Origin of the sequence: Neobacillus dielmonensis (assembly GCF_000612665.1) — a bacterium.
In the GTDB taxonomy this organism is placed as follows: domain Bacteria; phylum Bacillota; class Bacilli; order Bacillales; family Cytobacillaceae; genus Neobacillus; species Neobacillus dielmonensis.
The window spans coordinates 73,968-92,538 of the sequence record NZ_HG942029.1; the positions used below are offsets into that span (position 1 = coordinate 73,968).

The window sequence follows — 18,571 nt, forward strand, 5'->3', positions numbered from 1 at the left end:
TGGTGAGTTATATGAATATCTAGCCTATCTAGCTGAACCTTCCACACCGATAAGCATATGATATTTTTAGAACTGTGGAGGGAATGAAAAAAATGTATAATGACCCTGGTATGTACGCCTATCCAAATCCCTATTATCCTTATGCGAATGGACAGATGTACCCCTATGTAAACCAGCCAGATTATCGAACGATGCCTTATGGCCCGCATCATTATGCTCTTAAGGATTATGGACCAGCGCCATTTGTTGTGAATATTAATGAAGCAGCGAAGCAAAACCAAACCTATCGGACTGCCATTTGGACAGGAAGACACTTGCAGGTGACATTAATGAGTCTGAATCCGGGTGAGGATATTGGGCTAGAGATTCATCCTAACGTTGACCAATTCTTACGTGTGGAGCAAGGGCAAGGAATTATGCAGATGGGGAAAAAAAGAGATCAGCTAAACTTTGTCAGACGGGTATTTGATGATTTTGCCATTATGATACCGGCAGGCACATGGCATAATTTGACCAATACAGGCAACACCCCGTTAAAGCTGTACTCCATTTATGCTCCCCCGCAGCATCGACATGGTACAGTCCATCCTACGAAAGCAGCTGCCATGGCAGCAGAATAAATGTATGTTATCGAAAAGGTCTTTCATTAATTGGCTATGCTGGTGGAAGACCTTTTTCCATGCAGAAAAGCCTTCTAGGACTCGTTCTACTACATAATTCCTATTAAAATAGGTATTTCTTCGTATATCCAGCTACTTGAAATATTTGTAAAATTTAATAGTACGAAGTCGTACAACCTATACGAAGGAGGATTTCTATGCTTGGGAGGAAGTTTCGAACGGGGTTAATGGCTTTGGTTATGTCAACGACCATCCTGTCCCCGGTATTATCGAGTGCATCAAAAGCAGCTGCAGCCAGCTCTTCAACCACTGTCACGAACCAATCAAAAGCAATCACCCAGCCTGTTCAGAAGTGGGACAACACCATGTATGATCGTTTCGAAGAATATTCCAGTTACACCACCATGAAAGATGTTAAGATCACCATGCGAGATGGCATTGTCCTATATGCCGACGTCCATATACCGGAAGGGACTGGCCCGTTTCCTGTCATCTTAACGCAAACCCCCTACAACAAAAACACCCCAGTGAGTTATCACAAAAATGAATACTTGGTCAAACGTGGCTATGTCCATGTTGCAGTCGATGTCAGAGGTACTGGTTCCTCTCAAGGTACATGGGATTCCTTTGGTATTGCCGAGCAGCAGGATGGCAAGGAATTAGTAGAATGGGCGGCCAGCCAGCCGTGGAGTGATGGGAAAGTCGGTTTATACGGACCTTCTTATATGGGCATCAATCAATTTTTTACGGCGGCCCAGCACCCGAAAGGCTTAAAGGCGCTATTCCCAATTGTTCCAATGGCAGATGAATACCGCGACATCGTCATGTCAGGAGGGCTCGTCAATACCGGCTTTATCCCACTGTGGATGGGACTTGTTGCCGGCATGGGGTTGCAGCCGCCAAGCTATACAATCCAAGACCCACTTGGAGCCGTTTCTGTCCTGCTTAACCATGCGGGGGGACTGATAAACTTCCCGGTCTCATCGATATCATCTGCTCTTTCTGGAGGGGATTTTGCCTACGATGGTCCGGCAGCCTGGATTCGCTCCCCGTATTATATTGCCGACCAAGTTGACGTGCCTGCCTTTATCTCTGGCGGACTGCACGACCTATTCCAGCGTGGAGAACCGCTTTTATACGAAAAACTGAAAGCCAAAGGCGTCACGGCGAAGCTGTTAATGGGCCCTTGGACACACGGTGATTTTGGAAGTGGTTTACCAGGGGATAATGTACCAAGTCTTGACCAGCTTGCCCTTAGGTGGTTTGACCAGTACCTAAAAGGTATTAACACAAACATTGAGAAAATTCCCGACGTAACCCAATTCGTACTTGGGGATGGACATTACGAAGTTCAACCTGGCTGGCCTCATGCGAAGGCAAGTGCACAAAAGTATTACTTGCGTGGAAATAAAGCTTTAACAAAAGAAATGCCTGCAACAGGTGAAGCATCAAAGATCATGGTCCAGCAGCCGGTAAACGGCATCTGTTCGCAAAGCACGTCGCAGTGGACGGCAGGTATGCTTGGTGTCATACCTTGTACAAAGGACAATCGACTGACCGAGTTAACAGAAGTGACCTACACGACGCCGCCGATGTCGAAAGACTTTAGAATTTCCGGTCCCATCGCGGCAAACATTTTTGCAAAAACAACGGCAAGGGAATTGGTGTTATCCGTCCGGATTACCGATGTGGCCCCAGACGGAACGTCCACGGAACTGACAGCGGGCTGGCTTGCTGCCTCACATCGGGCAACCGATTCGTCGAAGAGTCGTTACTTAGATGGAGTAAACATTCAGCCTTGGCATGCATTCACAAAGGAAGCGCAGCAAACGGTTAGACCAAACGAAGTGATGGAACTAAATGTCGAGATTTTTCCTACCAACGCGGTAATCAAAGAAGGACATAGTCTACGGGTTGCCATCGGACCAAGCGACTTTCCGCATACAGTAGCACCGTTGCCATCGTTATTGAATGGGCTATTAGGGTTTGCCACTATTTTATCCGATCAATCGCACCCGTCTTCGGTTATTCTCCCAGTAGTGGAATAAATAAACCAAAGGGCTGTCCAAAAAGTCTTTGGATAGCCCCCTTTTTTATACTTTTTGGCAGATTCGATTTAGTCTGTTGATTTGCGCTCCAGGCGCTTCGCTTTCCGCGGGGAGGCTCCCAAGACTTCTACATCCCGCAGGAGTCTTCGCGCCTTCCGCTCCAATCAACAGTGTGCAATCTATAAGTTTTGGGCTCCAAATAGCCAAATGACACTTCTTCCGACCGGAACAGCTTTTCCAAAACGGACAAAGACGCAACCTTTATGAGAATGAAAGAAGGTCATATGAAAAATGGCCAACTTAAGCCTGGGTATAATGTACAAATGGGGACAAGAAATCAATTTATCTTGTTTTACTCCATCCCATCAACGGCCTACAGAGAAAATTATGTTTATACGGTTAGTGGCGAGAAGAAAAACGATTTGACTTTCTCATTCCAAATGGAACCTTCTTACACATGAACAAACTAGGAAATTCAAAAAGGATTCGGTCACAAAGTGCACGTCGGAATTGTGGCTATTTCCCACAACATTCTGAAAGTAGCAGGCATTCGCCAGCTTTCAAGAAATAATCCTAATAACATAAAAGAAGGTGAAGAAAAATGACTCCACCTTCTTTCTATTAGGGACTTTTGGGACAGCCCCTTCTACATTGCCTTAAGCTTCTTTTGTTGCTTGATTCAATAGATGATTGGCATACGATATTTCCTTAATCGTTACTGACAGAGCACCCGTTGGGACCTGCAATAATATTTGTTCTCCTACATTTTTAAGAAGAAGCTGTCTTCCTACTGGAGACAAAAAGGAGATATAGCCTAAATCTGGGTCGGAATGCTCCGGGAAACAAATGACATAATCCTCTGTTTCATCTTCATCATCGTACAATACCGTAACTTTTGTACCGATATACACCTTTGGAAAAAGAGGAATCGTACTTTTTTCCTTGTTTATTTTTATAAGCTCCTCCACTTCTAAGAAATAAATAGAGAAAAAGTGCTTTAATCTTTCCTGAATGGGGGTTGATGAGATATAAAGGTCCGTTAGCTCTTTGATATTTTCATCAATATAGACTAATTGTTGTACAAAGTCTTCCTTACATTGTGGAAAACTATGGTTCATAGAAGATCGTCCCTAAACTTGGATTAAAACGCTTGCAAAACTTGGTTGACTTTTTCATTGCCATTCCTCCTAAATCTAAATATAAAAATAAAACCTTCCCATACAGGAAACAGATAGGTACAGTCATCTGTATCCTTTGACTAAAGACAGTTCTTTAGCATGTAGAAGGCTCTATTTTAATTTTACCATAAATAGTGGAGGGGTACCATGATTCCCCAGTTCAGTTCACTAAACTTTACCAAATGAACCATAGTTTATAGGCAGTTATGGTATAATTTATAGGTCTGTCAATCAGAAAGGAGCTGCGGCTTTGGAATTATTAAATTCAAATGCTCAAACTAAATCTACTTATACATATATGCTTATAGCGGGGATTGTCTTAATTGCCTTTAACCTGCGACCGGCGATTACATCTTTGGGTCCGTTAGTTGGCATGATTCAGAAAGATGTGGGCTTGGCCCATTGGAGCGCTGGCCTATTAATGAGTCTGCCTTTAGTGGTGTTTGCCGTGATGTCTCCTCTGGTTCCTAAGATCGCTAGGCGGTTAACGAATGAGAGAACCTTGCTGCTAGGTCTGACCTCTCTTTTCGTCGGCATTATCATCCGGTCAATTCCAGTGACGTTTTTTCTTTTCGCAGGTACACTCTTAGCCGGGCTCGGCATCGCGATTGGAAATGTCCTCTTGCCTGCCGTTGTGAAGGACAAGTTCCCGGAAAGGTTTGGGCTTATGACAAGTGTTTATAGCACCTCAATGGGATTAATTGCCTCGTTAGCCTCTGGAATCAGTGTGCCTATGGCTGAGGGGTTAAACTTTGGATGGAAAGGTGCGCAAATCGTTTGGGCGATACCGGTAATCGTGGCCATTGCCGTATGGGTTTATCTTCTTAAATTTAGCTCAACGAAGGACACCAACTACAATAAAGCAGTTGCCGGCTCCAGCCGAATGTGGCGCTCACCACTTGCTTGGCAGATTGCCATGTTTATGGGGTTTCAATCGTTTTTATTTTATGTAACGGTCTCTTGGCTGCCGGAAATTTTACACAGTCACGGGATCAGCTTAGGTACAGCAGGTTGGCTTCTGTCTTTCACCCAGCTTGTCGGACTGCCTGCCAGCTTCTTTATACCGGTTCTAGCGGCTCGGTCCCAATCACAAGTAGGGATTGCCTCCCTACTAAGCTTGTCTTCTATTTTGGGCTATAGTGGATTACTATTTGGTGACTCTTATCCGATTTTAATCATCAGTATTATACTAATTGGGATTGCACTGGGAGGCATTTTTCCACTTTCGTTAAGCTTTATGGGACTGCGTACCCACAATGCCCGTCAGGCAGCAGAATTGTCGGGAATGGCACAATCTTCAGGCTATATTTTGGCAGCCGTAGGACCATTATTTATTGGTTATCTCTTTGATCAATTTTCTTCATGGACGATTCCGCTCATCACTTTGATTGTTATATCTTTTATCATACTGATGTTTGGAATGCTGGCAGGACGCAATCGATATATCGAGTAGAGCCATCTGTCGGGGAAGGCGGCTTCCTTGAGGCTTTGGATTTAGGCGTGAATCGTAGTGATTCACGCCTAAATTTTTTACTGACGCATTCACTTTTCCTTCCTTTTTTATTATAAAAAATTAAGGAAATATTCCCTATTTAAATAGGGAAAAGTATAACAGGTGTTTCATTCTAATGGTATGGAGGCGTTAAAGTGGACGCAAAGTATATTTGGGAAGATGTTCTAAAAACAGTAAAACAATTAGATCCGAAAAAGCTAGAAATAGTCAAAGCAACCTTGCCCGTTGTCAAAGAGCATGGCGAAGCGATTACCACCCGTTTCTATGTTCGGATGTTTGAGAAGCACCCAGAATTAAAGAATATTTTTAACATGACCCACCAAAAAACCGGTCACCAGCCGAGAGCATTAGCCAATGCTGTGTACGGGGCAGCCGCTAATATCGAGGATATGAGTACGATCATGCCGGTACTCGAGCGGATTGGACAGAAGCATCGCAGCCTGCAAATCAAACCGGAACATTACCCAATTGTTGGGGAAAATCTATTGGCAGCGATTAAAGAGACACTAGGGGATGCAGCCACTGATGAAGTGATTGACGCTTGGGCTGATGCTTATGAGGTAATCTCCGATGTCTTTATCAGGATGGAAGATAAACTTTACAAAACAACCGAAGCGGAGCCAGGTGGTTGGGCAGGATTTAAAGAATTTATTGTCGATCGGAAAGTTCAAGAGAGCGATGTGATTACGTCTTTTTACCTGAAGCCAAAAGACGGGGCGACATTGCCAAGGTTTATTCCGGGTCAATACATTACTGTAAAAATTGATATTCCACAGGAAGAATTTACTCAACTTCGGCAGTATAGTCTATCGGACAAGCCTGGCCGCGATTATTTTCGCATTAGCGTTAAAAGGGAGGAACCTATAGGAGAGGGTTATCCTCCAGGCGTCGTATCCAATGACTTGCACAAATTCTTTAATGAAGGAGATATTCTCCCTGTATCGGCCCCTGCAGGCGACTTCTATTTAGATATGGACAGCAAAGAGCCGGTCGTATTACTTAGCGGCGGGGTCGGCTTGACACCGATGATGAGCATGTTAAATACAATTGCCGAAGAACAGCCCGAGAGAAAGGTATACTATTTTCATGCGGCCCGTAACAGCAAGTTCCACGCGTTTAAAGGATATGTAGAGGATTTGGCTGCCACGAAGCCAAATGTACAGTCTTTCGTCATTTATGATAATCCTACGGACGCAGACCGAAACGCCAAAAATTATGATAAAGAAGGCTATATCACTTTGGAATATCTAAAAAGTGTCCTTCCGTCGAAGGAAGCTCAATTCTACTTTTGTGGACCTACTCCATTTATGAAGGCAGTCAATAACGCGTTGAAGGAGTGGGGCGTTCCTGCTGAAGATATTCACTATGAATTCTTTGGTTCGTTTGATGATATTGAGGGCTAGTCTTAAATGCTATCAACTATAGGTCCCCGGGGGAGGGGACCTGCTGATTTCGTTGCATACCTATTGACTTTTTTAACTGTATATATTAAATTTACAGTATGTACTCCCAGGGAAGGAATGAGTGTAAATGAACAGTGATTTTGTCATCGCGTCCCACAGCCTGGTTTTATTAGCGAACCTGCCCGATCATATGGCAAATAGCGAAACGATTGCGGAGAATGTTTGCACCAATCCAGCAAGGATTCGAAAAATCATGAGTACATTGAAGAAACACGGGTTGGTAAAAACGAAAGAGGGAATTGGCGGAGGATATATTTTAGGTTGTGATCCTGAAAAAACAACACTGTCGGAAATTTATTTAGCCGTCTCATCCGGTTCCTTAAAACCACACTGGTGTACAGGTGACCCTGACCAGGAGTGTGTGATTTCTTCCAATACACAAAGTGTCATGGATGAAATTTTTTCAGAGGCAGAAAAACATATGCAATCCTTTTTGAATCAAATAACGATTAGTAGTGTACTAGAAAAGATTAAACATTGCGAGTCAAATAATTAATCTTCTTTGGCACTAAACTGTATATTTTTTAATAACATATGATAAATAGCTCTAGATTGGTTCGGCTTAACTGTATATTTTTAATAAACATTTAGTAAAAGTAGGTGAGAAGCGATGATCAATGAGAAGTATAGCTTAGAAGTTGGCGACTGGGTCAAGGGAGAATCAAGGGACGGTGCATTCATCCATGGGTATATTGAAACGATTAACACATTATATGGAACGCTTAAAGTAAAGGTGGTTGCGAGTGATAACGAGAGAAACATTGGCAAGACCCTTGAGGTGGCTAATCGGGTTGAAAGGCTGCCTGTTTCCGATTCTATAGTGGAAGGTGAACTTAGAGACCTAATTGATGTGGCGTTGGCTACCAAGGACCAGCAGTGGTTTAACGAGTTATCAGAGAAATTAGCTTCACTTACAAAGAAGTCCAATCCTGACGCGTTTTCCAAATCGGTAGAACTGTTGTTTGAAAATAATCCGGAAACATCGGAAAAAGAGAGTGAGAGAGGGTAGTCCTCTTGAACATTTTTTTGCGAATATCTCGATTTCATAATAAAGCAATTTGAAACTTAAATGGTCTTAGGGAGAGTGTTTAAAATGATAAACCTGTATACGACCCCAAGCTGTACTTCATGCAGAAAGGCAAAGGCTTGGCTGGAAGAACATCAAATTGATTTTAAAGAACGAAATATCTTATCTGAACCACTGACAGAGCAAGAGATTAAATCAATCTTGCTGATGACGGAAGAAGGAACGGATGAAATTATTTCTACTAATTCTAAGGCTTTTCAAGAACTGAAAGACAAAATTGAAAACATTGATTCGCTGCCGCTTCATGAATTATATAAATTGATTATTAATAATCCAAAGATGCTGCGGCGCCCCATTATCCAAGATGAGAAACGACTGCAGGTCGGTTATAACGAGGAAGAAATCCGCAGCTTCCTGCCACGCACGATTCGGACCTATTTAAGAACGGAATTGCAAAAGATGGCGAATTAATCAAGAAAGGGGATTCTGAACGATGATTGAAGTAATGGTTACGGTTCAGTTTAAAAATAGAAATTATAATACAAACGTCATTGTTCAAAAAGGAATGACGGACAAAGAGATTAAACGTTTAGCAGAAGAGCAAGTTATGAAACAATGGAGAATATAAAAGAGGACTGCTTCCGAATATGGGGAGGCAGCCTTTTTATTATAAGTGACCGGGGAAGAAAAAATACAGGGGATCCGGTCATTAAGTGAGGCTCTAAATGCCCGCGGAGAGTGAAAAAGGAAGGGAGCGGTCATTAAGCGGGGCTCTAAATGCCCAAGGAGAGCGAAAAAGGAAGGGAGCGGTCATTAAGCGGGGCTCTAAATGCCCGCGGAGGGCAAAAAAGGAAGGGAGCGGTCATTAAGCGGGGCTCTAAATGCCCGAAGAGAGCGAAAAAGGAAGGGAGCGGTCATTAAGTGAGGCTCTAAATGCCCGCGGAGAGTGAAAAAGGAAGGGAGCGGTCATTAAGCGGGCTCTAAATGCCCAAGGAGAGCGAAAAAGGAAGGGAGCGGTCATTAAGCGGGGCTCTAAATGCCCGCGGAGGGCAAAAAAGGAAGGGAGCGGTCATTAAGCGGGGCTCTAAATGCCCAAGGAGAGCGAAAAAGGAAGGGAGCGGTCATTAAGCGGGGCTCTAAATGCCTGCGGAGGGCGAAAAAGGAAGGGAGCGGTCATTAAGCGGGGCTCTAAATGCCCGCGGAGAGCAAAAAATCAAGAGAACGGTCACTAAGCAGTCCTCTAAGTGACCGATAGATGCTTATTTTAGGAAAATCGGGCATTTATGCTATGCTGCTGCTAAAATCCAAAAGCCTATTCCTCAAATTCCCCCTCCAACAAAGGAGACAGCGCCTTTGTCCTGTCGACATGAATAAAAGCATCATACCGTTCTGACAAACGGGAAGGCACATAATTGCCATAATGCTCGTAGGCCGGATCGTAAACAACTCCAATGGCCCGGTGTTCTATTTCCCCACGAAAGGCATCCTTATTTTCTTTTGTAAACATCAAATATTGGTCATATGCCCCTGCACGATGAAGGGCTTGTTCCCAGCTTCCATTCGCCCCTTCAGGTACCGTCATCACCTCATACGGCACGCCCCAATTTTCAGCGGCAATCACCGTACCTTGATACGTCCCCATGCCAATCGCATACACATTCTCCACGCCGTACTTCTCCCGAATTAATTGCCCCGTATTGACCATGCCTTCCTTTGCCATATCGGTAGCCCGGGCATCGCCAATATGGGTGTTATGCTCCCAAACAATCCCCTTTGCGTCAGGGCCATAAAAATTTCCGATAGTATCGAGCGCCTCTACCATATGCCGATCCCGAATGTTCCAGGATTCATTGTCATTGGTGACCATCGTATGATAATAAAACTCCGCATTCGAAGCAACAAGGGCGTTGATGTTCATGTTTAGTGCCGATTCTGGGTCGTGCTCATGTATTCTTCTATTTTCCCTAATGGTCTTTAGCAAATCCATAATCTCACTCATGCAGTCTTCTCCGTAAAAAGCAGCCGATATCCCGTACCTTTCCGGTTTGCGGTGGAACGGTTCAAAACAGCTAATCGCCGTCATCGCCTTTTCCAAGTCAGGTGAATTGATTTTTTTTAAATAATCCACAATGGCATCCATCGATTCCCAAAGGCTGTAGACATCGAGCCCATAAAAACCGATCTTCTTTCCGGGCCGACCTTGATTATAATCCCGTAGCCATTCAATCAAATCCACTATTTCCTCATTAGCCCACATCCAGGTTGGCCAACGGTTAAAGGATGACTGCAATACCTCTTTGGCATTTGAATATTCCGGGGACTGACCTTTGATATAGCGGTTGACTTCATAGCAGGCTGGCCAATCGCCTTCGACGGCTATAAACGAAAAATGCTGCTCTTGAATGAGCCTTTTGGTCATTTCCCTGCGGAGGGTATAAAACTCGCTTGTTCCATGGCTCGCTTCCCCCATCAGCACATACTTCGCTTTGCTGGCAGCCTCCACTATGGGAGTAAGTTCGGCTGGCTGTGAAAAACGGACAGCGTATTTTCGAATCTGGTCCAATAAAGCCTCAGTTTTTAACAATGAACTTCACCTCAACTGTAGTATGAACCAGGTGGGCCTGCTTCATTTAAAAAACAAAACCGGGAATCAAGGATTCCCGGTTCAAGTTAGGCAATTTGTTTTCTTTTTATTAGAGACATCGACAGGAACACCGCAATCACAAGCGTCACCATGCATACGACAACGCCTACATATGGCAGCAAAATTGGATAATTCGATATATTCACCGTAATAAAATTCATATACAATGCTTCAACCTTCATAATATTGGTCAAGGTGAAGGTTAACAATCGATCCACCCAGCGGATATCAACACTCATTATGCTTTGTGCCACAATCGGAACCCCGTACAGCAGCCCTGAAAGGAAGAAAGACAGGACCGAAGACTTGGCTAAAGTAGAAATGACCACAATCACTCCGGCAAAAGCAAGCGCAGCAAGCAGGTGCAATCCAAGCTGGATGAGATGGTACTCGAAAAACGTAAGGCTGAACGGAGAGGCCTGGTATTTATACGCGAATTGAATCGGCAAATCCCAGCCATCAGTGCCATAAAGGGCTGTTTTCATGAGTAAATTGTAGGCTTCCCAAACCACAACAACTATGATGGTAAAAATAAATGAGGCGATCAGTTTTGCTTTCATCGTCACCTGCCGTCCGTTCTTTGTACTCAAAATATAGTTTTCAACGCCCGTTGCATGCTCGTTGGAATAAATCCCTGACAACCCGATAATCAGGAACAGGCCGGTCAAAATCAATCCGAATACATTGACAAAGTCGATTGCCTCCCGTGGAGCGGCATAATACGAGATTTTATCCACTTTTACATTGCTGTACATATCCTTCGCAAGATCCATTCTGTTCTTTTCAAGCTGGTCCCCTTTTTGTTCGGCCTGTTTGGATAATTGAGTGTAATCGGCAGCCAGCTGCTGGTTTTGCAATTGTATCGTGTGGGCGAGAGTGATGTCATTGCTGACCCCGGCCAAGGCACTAGTCTTATCATCATAACCATTTTCAGAATGTTGGTTCTCCAATTCTGCTCGCAGCTTATCTGCTCTTTCAATCTTCTCTTGAGTAATCGGGCCTTGCCACTCACGGTATACATCTCTAGTTACGTCATTATCCCAGACGTTGGTCAAGGAAACCAATGTCAGCCAGCCAAACATGAAGATGCCGGCAAAATAAAGGCTTTTTTGTTTAAAAATCTTGATTAACTCCCACCTGATCATGCTCCCGCCTCCTTGTCGAAATAATAAAGATATAAATCCTCCAGATTAACCGGAGTGTGATCGGCATCTCCTGCTGGTTTTCTCTCCGAAATGATTCTTAATTCTACTCCGTTAGACCCGCGCACCATATTGCCGACTTTATAGGAGCTTTGATAGGAGGCCACTTCTCGGTCATTCACTTGGACCTTCCACACCTGCTGCTGAATTCCTTCCATCAGCTTTTGCGGGGTGTTTTTCTCAATTAACCGGCCGTTTTTCATAATGAGTATTTCTTTTGCGATATATTCAATATCCGAGACAATGTGGGTAGACAAAAGGACAATTCGGTCCTGAGCGATTTCCGATAGCAGGTTGCGGAACCGGATCCTTTCCTTCGGGTCGAGCCCTGCCGTCGGCTCGTCAACAATAAGAATTTTCGGGTCATTTAGCAAGGCTTGGGCAATACCCACCCGCTGCTTCATCCCGCCGGATAGTTTACCAATCTTCACCTTTGTTTTTTCAGTAAGATTGACACGATCAAGTAATTCGGTGATTCTTTGCTTAGCGCCATGCTTATCCATTCCTTTTAAACTGGCAATGTAGAATAAGAACTTCTCGACCGTAAAATGCTTATAATAACCGATATGTTGGGGGAGATAGCCCAGCAAATCACGATAGCTGTCCCCTAATTGGAAAATATCATTGCCGTTTAAGGTAATCCGTCCGGATGTGGGGGTCGATACCGTAGCCAGCATCCGCATAAGTGTTGTTTTTCCAGAACCGTTCGCCCCGAGAAAACCATAAACACCGTTTGTTAGTTCTGTGCTTACACCGTCAACTGCACGTTTATCACCAAATGTTTTTGTCACATTTTCAAGTGTTAATTTCATATTCCTTGGCTCCTTATATTGAAGGTTTTAATTTTTACAATATGCACTATCCAGATGATAACTCCGGCCATTATAAAGGCAGCGGCCTTAAAGCCGTTCAATTGCATCAGAAATTCTTGGGTTACAGGTGTTTGAATCATGACATAGCAGAACACAAACCAAACTGTTAAAAGGACGCTGCTTACCATGTTGCTCTTCATGCTCATTGCGATCAAAAAGGCGATGCCGGACACCAGTACATAGGGAATTGTCCAGGAGAGGAGCAGTTTTGAAAAAATCAGCCCCGGATCTACCTGCAAACAGAGCGCCGTTATAGCGGCATTGATGAACAAATTAAACACGCCAACAACTAACAGCCGGGAAGAAACGATTTGATGCGCGTTGTATTTTAACGTCATTTCTAATTCAGTTAGCCCTGCATGCTGGCTCTTAAGGATTTCAAAAATCCCAGCAATAAACGGCATAGGGGCTAGAGCAAACAGAGTCAGATAGGGATCTGTTTGAAAAACGGTTAAGCTCATAATGCCGAAAAACAGGAATACACTGTTTAATGCCCAAAAAGTCCAGTTGAACATCAGCATCTCCCGCAAACTGTTGGCAATAATGGTTTGGGCGCTGGTTTTGAAACTGGCGAACCGTTTTTTCTTCTGTGGGACCTGGGATAGAATGTATTCAATCGATGTTTCCATTTCCTCTTCATTGGGGTAATCGATGGTATAAGAATTGAGAAATTCACTGATTTCTGGGTCAATTTGTATTTCTTTCATCCTGCTCACCTCTGTATAGATAAGTTTTGAGCTTTTCTAAGCCTTGCTTTAATCGAGATTTCACTGTTGGCACACTGCTGTTCGTCACCACGGCAATCTCCGAAATTTTCATGTCATTGAAGTATTTTAAAAGAATGGCTTCGCGCTGGTAGCTGGGAAGGTGTTCTAATGCCTGTTTGATTTCCTTGCGCCGCTCATTTCTTTCAAAAATGGATGACACGCCTTTTTCACTCCGGATATCTTGGTTGGTCAGCTCGTATGTATGCAACCGGTCTTTATGGGCTCGGCTTTTAAAATAATCTTTTGCATGGTTACTGGCGAGCGTTAGCAGCCAGCTTTTAAAATCAGCAGAAGGCTGGTATTTACTAATGTTTTTTAACAGTTTAATAAAGGTTTCCTGGGTCAAATCTTTGGTCAGCTCTTTGTCGCCCGTCATCCGGTAAAGAAAGCTGTACACCAGTTTATAATGGCGCCGCACCAGGACCTCCTGACTGGAAACAATGCCTTGTTTAATTTCCGTAATCAGCTCATAGTCTGTCATACTATCACCTCCGAATAGGAAACGAGAATGGGATGGAAAAGGATTTATCTTTTTAAAAAAATTTATAGGTCGATGGCTGAAAGCCGGTTAAGGCCCGTTTTTTTCAATAAGATTAATCATAATCAGCCTAATTGTCCGATGCTGTTACTCCCATTATATTCCTATAAATAGTCTGAAAAAATAATAGATCATAATTGTTGTGAAAATACCTTCCATACATGTCGAATTTCTTCCATCTTTTGAATAATATGAGACTTTAATACAGGAATTTATTTTGCGATGATAGAATAGATAGGTAGGTTAATATTGGTTTTACATTGAGGAGGAGTCAACTTGGCAACCGAACAAATGAATCCCGCAATAGATAAAATACTGGCTAATATTGAAAAAGTAATGATTGGTAAAAGAAATGTCGCGGAATTAAGCCTGACTGCCCTGCTCGCAGGAGGACACGTGTTATTAGAAGACGTGCCAGGTGTCGGGAAAACCATGATGGTACGGGCAATGGCGAAATCCGTGAATGCAAAATTCCGAAGAATCCAGTTTACTCCAGACCTGCTTCCTTCAGATGTCACCGGGGTATCCATTTACAATCCAAAAGAGATGGAATTCCAATTCCGTCCTGGTCCGCTAATGGGAAATATTATTCTCGCCGACGAAATCAACCGGACTTCGCCAAAGACCCAGTCCGCGTTGTTAGAAGGGATGGAGGAAGCCAGTGTTACGATTGACGGGGTTACCCATAAATTAAATCAGCCATTTTTTGTTATGGCTACCCAAAACCCGATTGAATATGAGGGTACATATCCGCTGCCTGAAGCCCAACTCGACCGGTTTTTATTAAAAATGAAAATGGGCTACCCGGATATGGATGAAGAAATTGAAGTGTTAAACCGCGCCCAAAAGGTTCCGCCAATTGAAGATTTGCAGCCAGTGGTTGACCTCGAAGGTCTACAGGAACTACAAAAAGAAGTGAAAGACGTCTATGTCGATGAAACTATTAAGCGATATATCGTGGATATTGTCCATCGGACGCGGGGATATGGCAGTGTTTACCTCGGGGCGAGTCCAAGGGGATCGATTGCCTTAATGAAGGCAGCTCAAGCATACGCATACGTGTTTGGAAGGAATTATGTCCTTCCGGATGACGTCCAATATTTGGCGCCATTTGTCTTATCCCACCGGATTATTTTAAAATCGGAGGCCAAGTTCGAAGGCATCTCAGCAGAAGAAGTCGTCAACCGGGTGGTCGCCAGAGTGCCTGTACCAGTTCGAAGGTTAGTGAAATAAATGGATACAATGAGAAATTTGATTAAAAAGGCGTGGCGATTCATCTTATTATTTGCACTGATTCTCCTTAGTTTTTCCTATGCCATGTTCCAAGGGGGATTTGTCAGCTGGTTTTTATTTTACAGTTTCCTGCCTTTCGCCATCTATTGTCTCGCTTTGACGATGTATTCCTTAAAGGATTTCGAAGTAATCCGGGAGCTGCCCAAAACAGATTATAATGCCGGTGAGTCATTGAAGGTATCAGTTGTGATCAAACGAAGAAGAGCGTTCCCGTTATTTTATCTCGTCATGGAAGATAACATCCAGGATTCGTTAAAATATGCACAGCACGACAAGAGGGCTAAAGCACTGATTTTCCCTGGGTTTAAAAAAGAAATCTCATTTGAATACCAAATTGAAGAACTGCCGCGCGGTGAGCACTTATTTGACTCGTTGACACTAAAGGTCGGCGATCCGCTTGGGTTATTTGAAAAGGAAAAAATTTATCCGGCCAAAGATGCTATTGTGGTCTATCCAGCGTTTACCGAGATGATTTATCGGCCGCTGGAGAACCAGTATGATCAAGGATTGACAGCATCCCGAGAGCGAGTCCAGCGCGATACCACCATGGCAGTTGGTGTCAGGGACTATCAGCCAGGCGATCGCTATTCGTGGATCAACTGGAAAGCGACAGCCAAACGAAATGAAATTATGACAAAAGAATTTGAGCAGAGGCAATCCCATGATGTGTTTGTGGTCATGGATTGTGTTCCGGATAAAAACTTTGAAAAGATTGTCGCCTTTACGGCCTCCCTGCTGCGGGCAGTGTTGAAAAAGGGGGCCCAATCCGGTTTGTTGACTGTCAGCAAAGAGCGGGTGTCGTTTCCAATCCGTGGCGGTGAACAGCAGCTGCACCAGCTGTTTTATCATCTTGCCAAAATCGAAGCAAAAAGCTCCACTTCGCTCGATAGAGTAATTGAAACAGACGGTCTGTTCGTCCAGCAAACTGTTTCGTTTATGCTGGTCACGGGTCAATTGACCAAAACCTTAATTGAAAAAGCCAGCTTTCTTGGCCAGAGAAAGGGAAGGATGACGATTTTTCTGGTGAAGGGGCAAAAAGAGGCCGCCGCCGCTGAAGAACGATCTTTGATTAGTACAGCCAAGTCCCGCGGTGTACGCGTGATTATCGTTCACGAAGGCAGCTTTCCTGCGGCCTTTTCGGAGGTGAATGTACGTTGATTAGACGGAGTTTTCCTGCCTTGCTGTTGTATGGTCTTGGATTTCTGCTGCTATGGGAATGGCTGCGGCCGATTGAGCAGCTGACAAACACCAGTCATGTCGGTGCGTTTATCATTTTCCTGCTGATCGCGTTTGCCTTATCATTTCTTCATGTCAAATGGTTTTGGCAGGCTATCATTCAGATAGTGTTTATCTTGTTTTCAATTAATCGGTTTCATTATCAAGAGCCGTTTTTTCAGTTATCTTGGCTAGGTTCGTTTATGGGGGATATCGTCAACAATCTGATATTAATTGGTTCAAGGGATTGGACAAGATTATCCAATGAGTTTCGTACGTTATTGCTATTTATTCTCCTATGGCTGATGGTGTATTTAGTGCACTATTGGCTGCTAAGACGACAGCGGATCTTTTTGTTTTTCTTTATGACTTTGATTTATATTACCGTTTTAGATACATTTACTGTTTATAATGCCGGTGCAGCCATCATTCGTACCATTATTGCCGGATTTGCCGTTATGGGGACCTTGACTTATTTTCGCATTATTCATGACGAAAAGATCAGTCCCAATTCCTCTTTTCTAAAAAAATGGATGATCCCGCTTACTGCGATGATTGCCCTAAGTGTTCTAATCGGAATAGCTGCACCTAAAGCGGCACCCATATGGCCAGACCCAGTTCCTTACTTAAAAACAGCAGCCAATAAAGGCGGTGAGGATGGTCCCAATAGTGGAATTAGCCGGATTGGGTATGGCACAAATGATGAACGATTAGGCGGTCCGTTCATCGGAGATGACAGTCCGGTATTTCAGTATGAAGGGTATGGGAAAACGTATTGGAAAGTAGAAACCAAGGATGTCTATACCGGAAAAGGCTGGGTTCCTCCAGGGTCAACGCCGATTACATTTTGGGAAACTGACCTCGTTCCTGTTTACTCCATTCCGAATACCGTGGAAACGGCCGAAGAAACAGCCCATGTTACCTTCAATCCCAGCTTTTTTGCGACTGACTTTATGGTATATCCTCTTGGTATCGAAAAGTTTGAGAAGATAGAGCCATCGGGAGGAACAGTTTTTAATATTGATACAACCAAGGAGAAAATTACATCCAGAGAAAAGAAAATCACCAGCTATTCTGTTCAATTTAAGGTTCCAAAATATAAGGCGGACAATCTAAGAAAAACAACAGTCTATCAATCGTCTGACATGGGTGAAGAATTTTATGAGCGGTATACACAGCTGCCAGAGGAATTGCCTCAGCGAATTAAACAGCTGACAGAAGAAATCACCGCCGGGAAGACAAATTGGTTTGATAAAGCAAAAGCCGTAGAAGAGTATTTTGGTAAATCTGAGTATATTTATGACCAGAAAAATGTTGCTTTGCCAAAAGGGAACACGGACTACGTCGACCAATTTTTGTTTGAAACCAAAACGGGCTACTGTGATAATTTCTCCTCGTCCATGGCGGTTATGCTGCGCACGATTGGGATTCCAACCCGCTGGGTAAAAGGGTTTACAGGCGGGGACTTTATTGCCTACAGCCAGGGAGAAACCTCCATGCAGCTCTACCAGGTTTCGAATAACAACGCCCACTCATGGGTGGAGGTTTATTTGCCGGGCCAAGGCTGGGTACAATTTGAACCGACGAAAGGTTTTTCTAATGGAATTAGTATTGATTATTCCACTGGTCAATCATCTTCAAGTGCCGAGACGCCAATCGCGCCTCAGGTTAAAAAGCCGAATCAGCAGCAAGAGGAAGACACGAAAGGCAAGCAGCAGGAATCCTCATTCGATTGGAACACAGTATGGACTAATGTCCAAACGTTTTTAACCAATAACTGGATGAATGCAGCGTTGGTTGTTATTTTACTCATCATATTGGCCGCCATGCTTTATCGGATACGCGGCAAATGGTTCCCTTACGTATTAATGTTCAGGTATCGCTTTAAGAAAAAGGATGAAACCATTGGTGCAGCGTATATGAGCTTGCTCAGCCAGCTTGATCGCTTTGGAATAAAGCGCAAGGAAAGTCAAACGCTGCGAAACTATGCCCACTACGTGGATTCCTTCTATTCCACCAGGGAGATGACCAAGTTTACCCATTACTATGAACAATATTTGTACCAGCAAAATTTGCCTGAAGGCAGCTGGGAAGATGTCCGGAAATTGTGGGAAAATTTAATTAAAAAGACAATTGCTTGACCAAAAAAACCCCCTATTGATAAAATATGAGGTAATTTGATAAGGATAAC

At 43.7% G+C, this 18,571-nt stretch carries 20 protein-coding genes; 14 read left to right on the forward strand and 6 right to left on the reverse strand.

Annotation, left to right across the window (positions count from 1 at the left end; all coding sequences use genetic code 11):
• Positions 1-92: 92 nt before the first annotated feature.
• From BN2425_RS02620 to BN2425_RS22420, 3 genes are all read left to right on the forward strand, one after another.
• The gene (locus BN2425_RS02620; RefSeq protein ID WP_042454703.1) at positions 93-620 is read left to right on the forward strand and encodes a cupin domain-containing protein; all 528 of its coding nucleotides are present in this window, start codon (positions 93-95) and stop codon (positions 618-620) included.
• 197 nt (positions 621-817) lie between these two features.
• On the forward strand, positions 818-2,668 hold the full coding sequence (locus BN2425_RS02625) for a CocE/NonD family hydrolase (RefSeq protein WP_052352756.1): 1,851 nt from the start codon (positions 818-820) through the stop codon (positions 2,666-2,668).
• 263 nt (positions 2,669-2,931) lie between these two features.
• Positions 2,932-3,129: a hypothetical protein gene (locus BN2425_RS22420; RefSeq protein WP_154663446.1), complete on the forward strand. Its 198-nt coding sequence runs from the start codon at positions 2,932-2,934 to the stop codon at positions 3,127-3,129.
• A gap of 195 nt (positions 3,130-3,324) precedes the next feature.
• On the opposite strand, the gene BN2425_RS02630 is transcribed toward BN2425_RS22420, so the two are convergent.
• Positions 3,325-3,786, reverse strand: coding sequence for a GreA/GreB family elongation factor (locus BN2425_RS02630; protein ID WP_042454705.1), 462 nt, complete (start codon positions 3,784-3,786; stop codon positions 3,325-3,327).
• 358 nt (positions 3,787-4,144) lie between these two features.
• Between BN2425_RS02630 and BN2425_RS02635 the strand changes: the two genes are divergently transcribed.
• The 8 genes from BN2425_RS02635 (at position 4,145) to BN2425_RS22430 (ending at position 8,977) form a co-directional block, all read left to right on the forward strand.
• Positions 4,145-5,299, forward strand: a complete 1,155-nt coding sequence (locus BN2425_RS02635; protein ID WP_042454752.1) for a CynX/NimT family MFS transporter — start codon at positions 4,145-4,147, stop codon at positions 5,297-5,299.
• A 194-nt stretch (positions 5,300-5,493) separates the two neighbouring features.
• On the forward strand, positions 5,494-6,762 hold the full coding sequence (hmpA, locus tag BN2425_RS02640; protein WP_235714556.1) for an NO-inducible flavohemoprotein: 1,269 nt from the start codon (positions 5,494-5,496) through the stop codon (positions 6,760-6,762).
• A 127-nt stretch (positions 6,763-6,889) separates the two neighbouring features.
• Entirely contained in the window at positions 6,890-7,318 is a 429-nt protein-coding gene (locus BN2425_RS02645; protein WP_042454707.1) for an RrF2 family transcriptional regulator, read from the forward strand.
• A 114-nt stretch (positions 7,319-7,432) separates the two neighbouring features.
• On the forward strand, positions 7,433-7,831 hold the full coding sequence (locus BN2425_RS02650; protein WP_042454709.1) for an IDEAL domain-containing protein: 399 nt from the start codon (positions 7,433-7,435) through the stop codon (positions 7,829-7,831).
• A gap of 84 nt (positions 7,832-7,915) precedes the next feature.
• Positions 7,916-8,320: a transcriptional regulator SpxA gene (spxA, locus tag BN2425_RS02655; RefSeq protein ID WP_042454711.1), complete on the forward strand. Its 405-nt coding sequence runs from the start codon at positions 7,916-7,918 to the stop codon at positions 8,318-8,320.
• Positions 8,321-8,342: 22 nt separating this feature from the next.
• Positions 8,343-8,477, forward strand: a complete 135-nt coding sequence (locus BN2425_RS02660; protein WP_042454713.1) for a BA3454 family stress response protein — start codon at positions 8,343-8,345, stop codon at positions 8,475-8,477.
• Between the two features lie 149 nt (positions 8,478-8,626).
• Complete coding sequence (locus tag BN2425_RS22425; RefSeq protein WP_154663447.1) at positions 8,627-8,770, forward strand: hypothetical protein; 144 nt, start codon at positions 8,627-8,629, stop codon at positions 8,768-8,770.
• Between the two features lie 63 nt (positions 8,771-8,833).
• Complete coding sequence (locus BN2425_RS22430) at positions 8,834-8,977, forward strand: hypothetical protein (RefSeq protein ID WP_154663448.1); 144 nt, start codon at positions 8,834-8,836, stop codon at positions 8,975-8,977.
• A 184-nt stretch (positions 8,978-9,161) separates the two neighbouring features.
• On the opposite strand, the gene BN2425_RS02665 is transcribed toward BN2425_RS22430, so the two are convergent.
• The 5 genes from BN2425_RS02665 to BN2425_RS02685 all read right to left on the reverse strand — a co-directional run bounded on the left by BN2425_RS02665 (position 9,162) and on the right by BN2425_RS02685 (position 13,815).
• A complete protein-coding gene (locus BN2425_RS02665; protein WP_042454715.1) occupies positions 9,162-10,433 on the reverse strand; it encodes an erythromycin esterase family protein in 1,272 nt (423 codons plus the stop codon).
• An 86-nt stretch (positions 10,434-10,519) separates the two neighbouring features.
• Positions 10,520-11,638: an ABC transporter permease gene (locus tag BN2425_RS02670; protein ID WP_042454717.1), complete on the reverse strand. Its 1,119-nt coding sequence runs from the start codon at positions 11,636-11,638 to the stop codon at positions 10,520-10,522.
• Entirely contained in the window at positions 11,635-12,507 is an 873-nt protein-coding gene (locus BN2425_RS02675; RefSeq protein ID WP_042454718.1) for an ABC transporter ATP-binding protein, read from the reverse strand. Before BN2425_RS02675 ends, BN2425_RS02670 begins: the two co-directional genes overlap by 4 nt.
• Positions 12,504-13,274 (reverse strand): hypothetical protein, encoded by a 771-nt coding sequence (locus tag BN2425_RS02680; protein ID WP_042454720.1) that lies wholly within the window; start codon positions 13,272-13,274, stop codon positions 12,504-12,506. The genes BN2425_RS02675 and BN2425_RS02680 overlap by 4 nt, the downstream gene beginning before the upstream one ends.
• The gene (locus BN2425_RS02685) at positions 13,255-13,815 is read right to left on the reverse strand and encodes an RNA polymerase sigma factor (RefSeq protein ID WP_042454723.1); all 561 of its coding nucleotides are present in this window, start codon (positions 13,813-13,815) and stop codon (positions 13,255-13,257) included. The genes BN2425_RS02680 and BN2425_RS02685 overlap by 20 nt, the downstream gene beginning before the upstream one ends.
• 348 nt (positions 13,816-14,163) lie before the next feature.
• Here BN2425_RS02685 and BN2425_RS02690 point away from each other — a divergent pair, with 348 nt between their 5' ends.
• Genes BN2425_RS02690 through BN2425_RS02700 form a run of 3 tightly spaced genes read left to right on the forward strand, consistent with a single transcriptional unit; the run spans position 14,164 to position 18,521 of the window.
• Positions 14,164-15,105 (forward strand): AAA family ATPase, encoded by a 942-nt coding sequence (locus BN2425_RS02690; protein ID WP_042454755.1) that lies wholly within the window; start codon positions 14,164-14,166, stop codon positions 15,103-15,105.
• A complete protein-coding gene (locus BN2425_RS02695) occupies positions 15,106-16,323 on the forward strand; it encodes a DUF58 domain-containing protein (protein WP_042454725.1) in 1,218 nt (405 codons plus the stop codon).
• Entirely contained in the window at positions 16,320-18,521 is a 2,202-nt protein-coding gene (locus BN2425_RS02700) for a transglutaminase TgpA family protein (protein ID WP_042454727.1), read from the forward strand. Before BN2425_RS02695 ends, BN2425_RS02700 begins: the two co-directional genes overlap by 4 nt.
• Positions 18,522-18,571: the final 50 nt, after the last annotated feature.

Excerpts from the sequence above, each read along its gene's own strand:
- BN2425_RS02650 (WP_042454709.1), top strand. The coding sequence starts at position 7,433 with ATGATCAATGAGAAGTATAGCTTAGAAGTTGGCGACTGGGTCAAGGGA.
- BN2425_RS02690 (WP_042454755.1), top strand. The coding sequence starts at position 14,164 with ATGAATCCCGCAATAGATAAAATACTGGCTAATATTGAAAAAGTAATG.
- BN2425_RS02680 (WP_042454720.1), bottom strand. The coding sequence starts at position 13,274 with ATGAAAGAAATACAAATTGACCCAGAAATCAGTGAATTTCTCAATTCT.
- BN2425_RS02635 (WP_042454752.1), top strand. The coding sequence starts at position 4,145 with ATGCTTATAGCGGGGATTGTCTTAATTGCCTTTAACCTGCGACCGGCG.
- BN2425_RS02630 (WP_042454705.1), bottom strand. The coding sequence starts at position 3,786 with ATGAACCATAGTTTTCCACAATGTAAGGAAGACTTTGTACAACAATTA.
- BN2425_RS22420 (WP_154663446.1), top strand. The coding sequence starts at position 2,932 with ATGAGAATGAAAGAAGGTCATATGAAAAATGGCCAACTTAAGCCTGGG.
- BN2425_RS02660 (WP_042454713.1), top strand. The coding sequence starts at position 8,343 with ATGATTGAAGTAATGGTTACGGTTCAGTTTAAAAATAGAAATTATAAT.
- spxA (WP_042454711.1), top strand. The coding sequence starts at position 7,916 with ATGATAAACCTGTATACGACCCCAAGCTGTACTTCATGCAGAAAGGCA.
- BN2425_RS22430 (WP_154663448.1), top strand. The coding sequence starts at position 8,834 with ATGCCCAAGGAGAGCGAAAAAGGAAGGGAGCGGTCATTAAGCGGGGCT.
- BN2425_RS02695 (WP_042454725.1), top strand. The coding sequence starts at position 15,106 with ATGGATACAATGAGAAATTTGATTAAAAAGGCGTGGCGATTCATCTTA.
- BN2425_RS02675 (WP_042454718.1), bottom strand. The coding sequence starts at position 12,507 with ATGAAATTAACACTTGAAAATGTGACAAAAACATTTGGTGATAAACGT.
- BN2425_RS02625 (WP_052352756.1), top strand. The coding sequence starts at position 818 with ATGCTTGGGAGGAAGTTTCGAACGGGGTTAATGGCTTTGGTTATGTCA.
- BN2425_RS02670 (WP_042454717.1), bottom strand. The coding sequence starts at position 11,638 with ATGATCAGGTGGGAGTTAATCAAGATTTTTAAACAAAAAAGCCTTTAT.
- BN2425_RS02685 (WP_042454723.1), bottom strand. The coding sequence starts at position 13,815 with ATGACAGACTATGAGCTGATTACGGAAATTAAACAAGGCATTGTTTCC.
- BN2425_RS22425 (WP_154663447.1), top strand. The coding sequence starts at position 8,627 with ATGCCCAAGGAGAGCGAAAAAGGAAGGGAGCGGTCATTAAGCGGGGCT.
- BN2425_RS02620 (WP_042454703.1), top strand. The coding sequence starts at position 93 with ATGTATAATGACCCTGGTATGTACGCCTATCCAAATCCCTATTATCCT.
- BN2425_RS02645 (WP_042454707.1), top strand. The coding sequence starts at position 6,890 with ATGAACAGTGATTTTGTCATCGCGTCCCACAGCCTGGTTTTATTAGCG.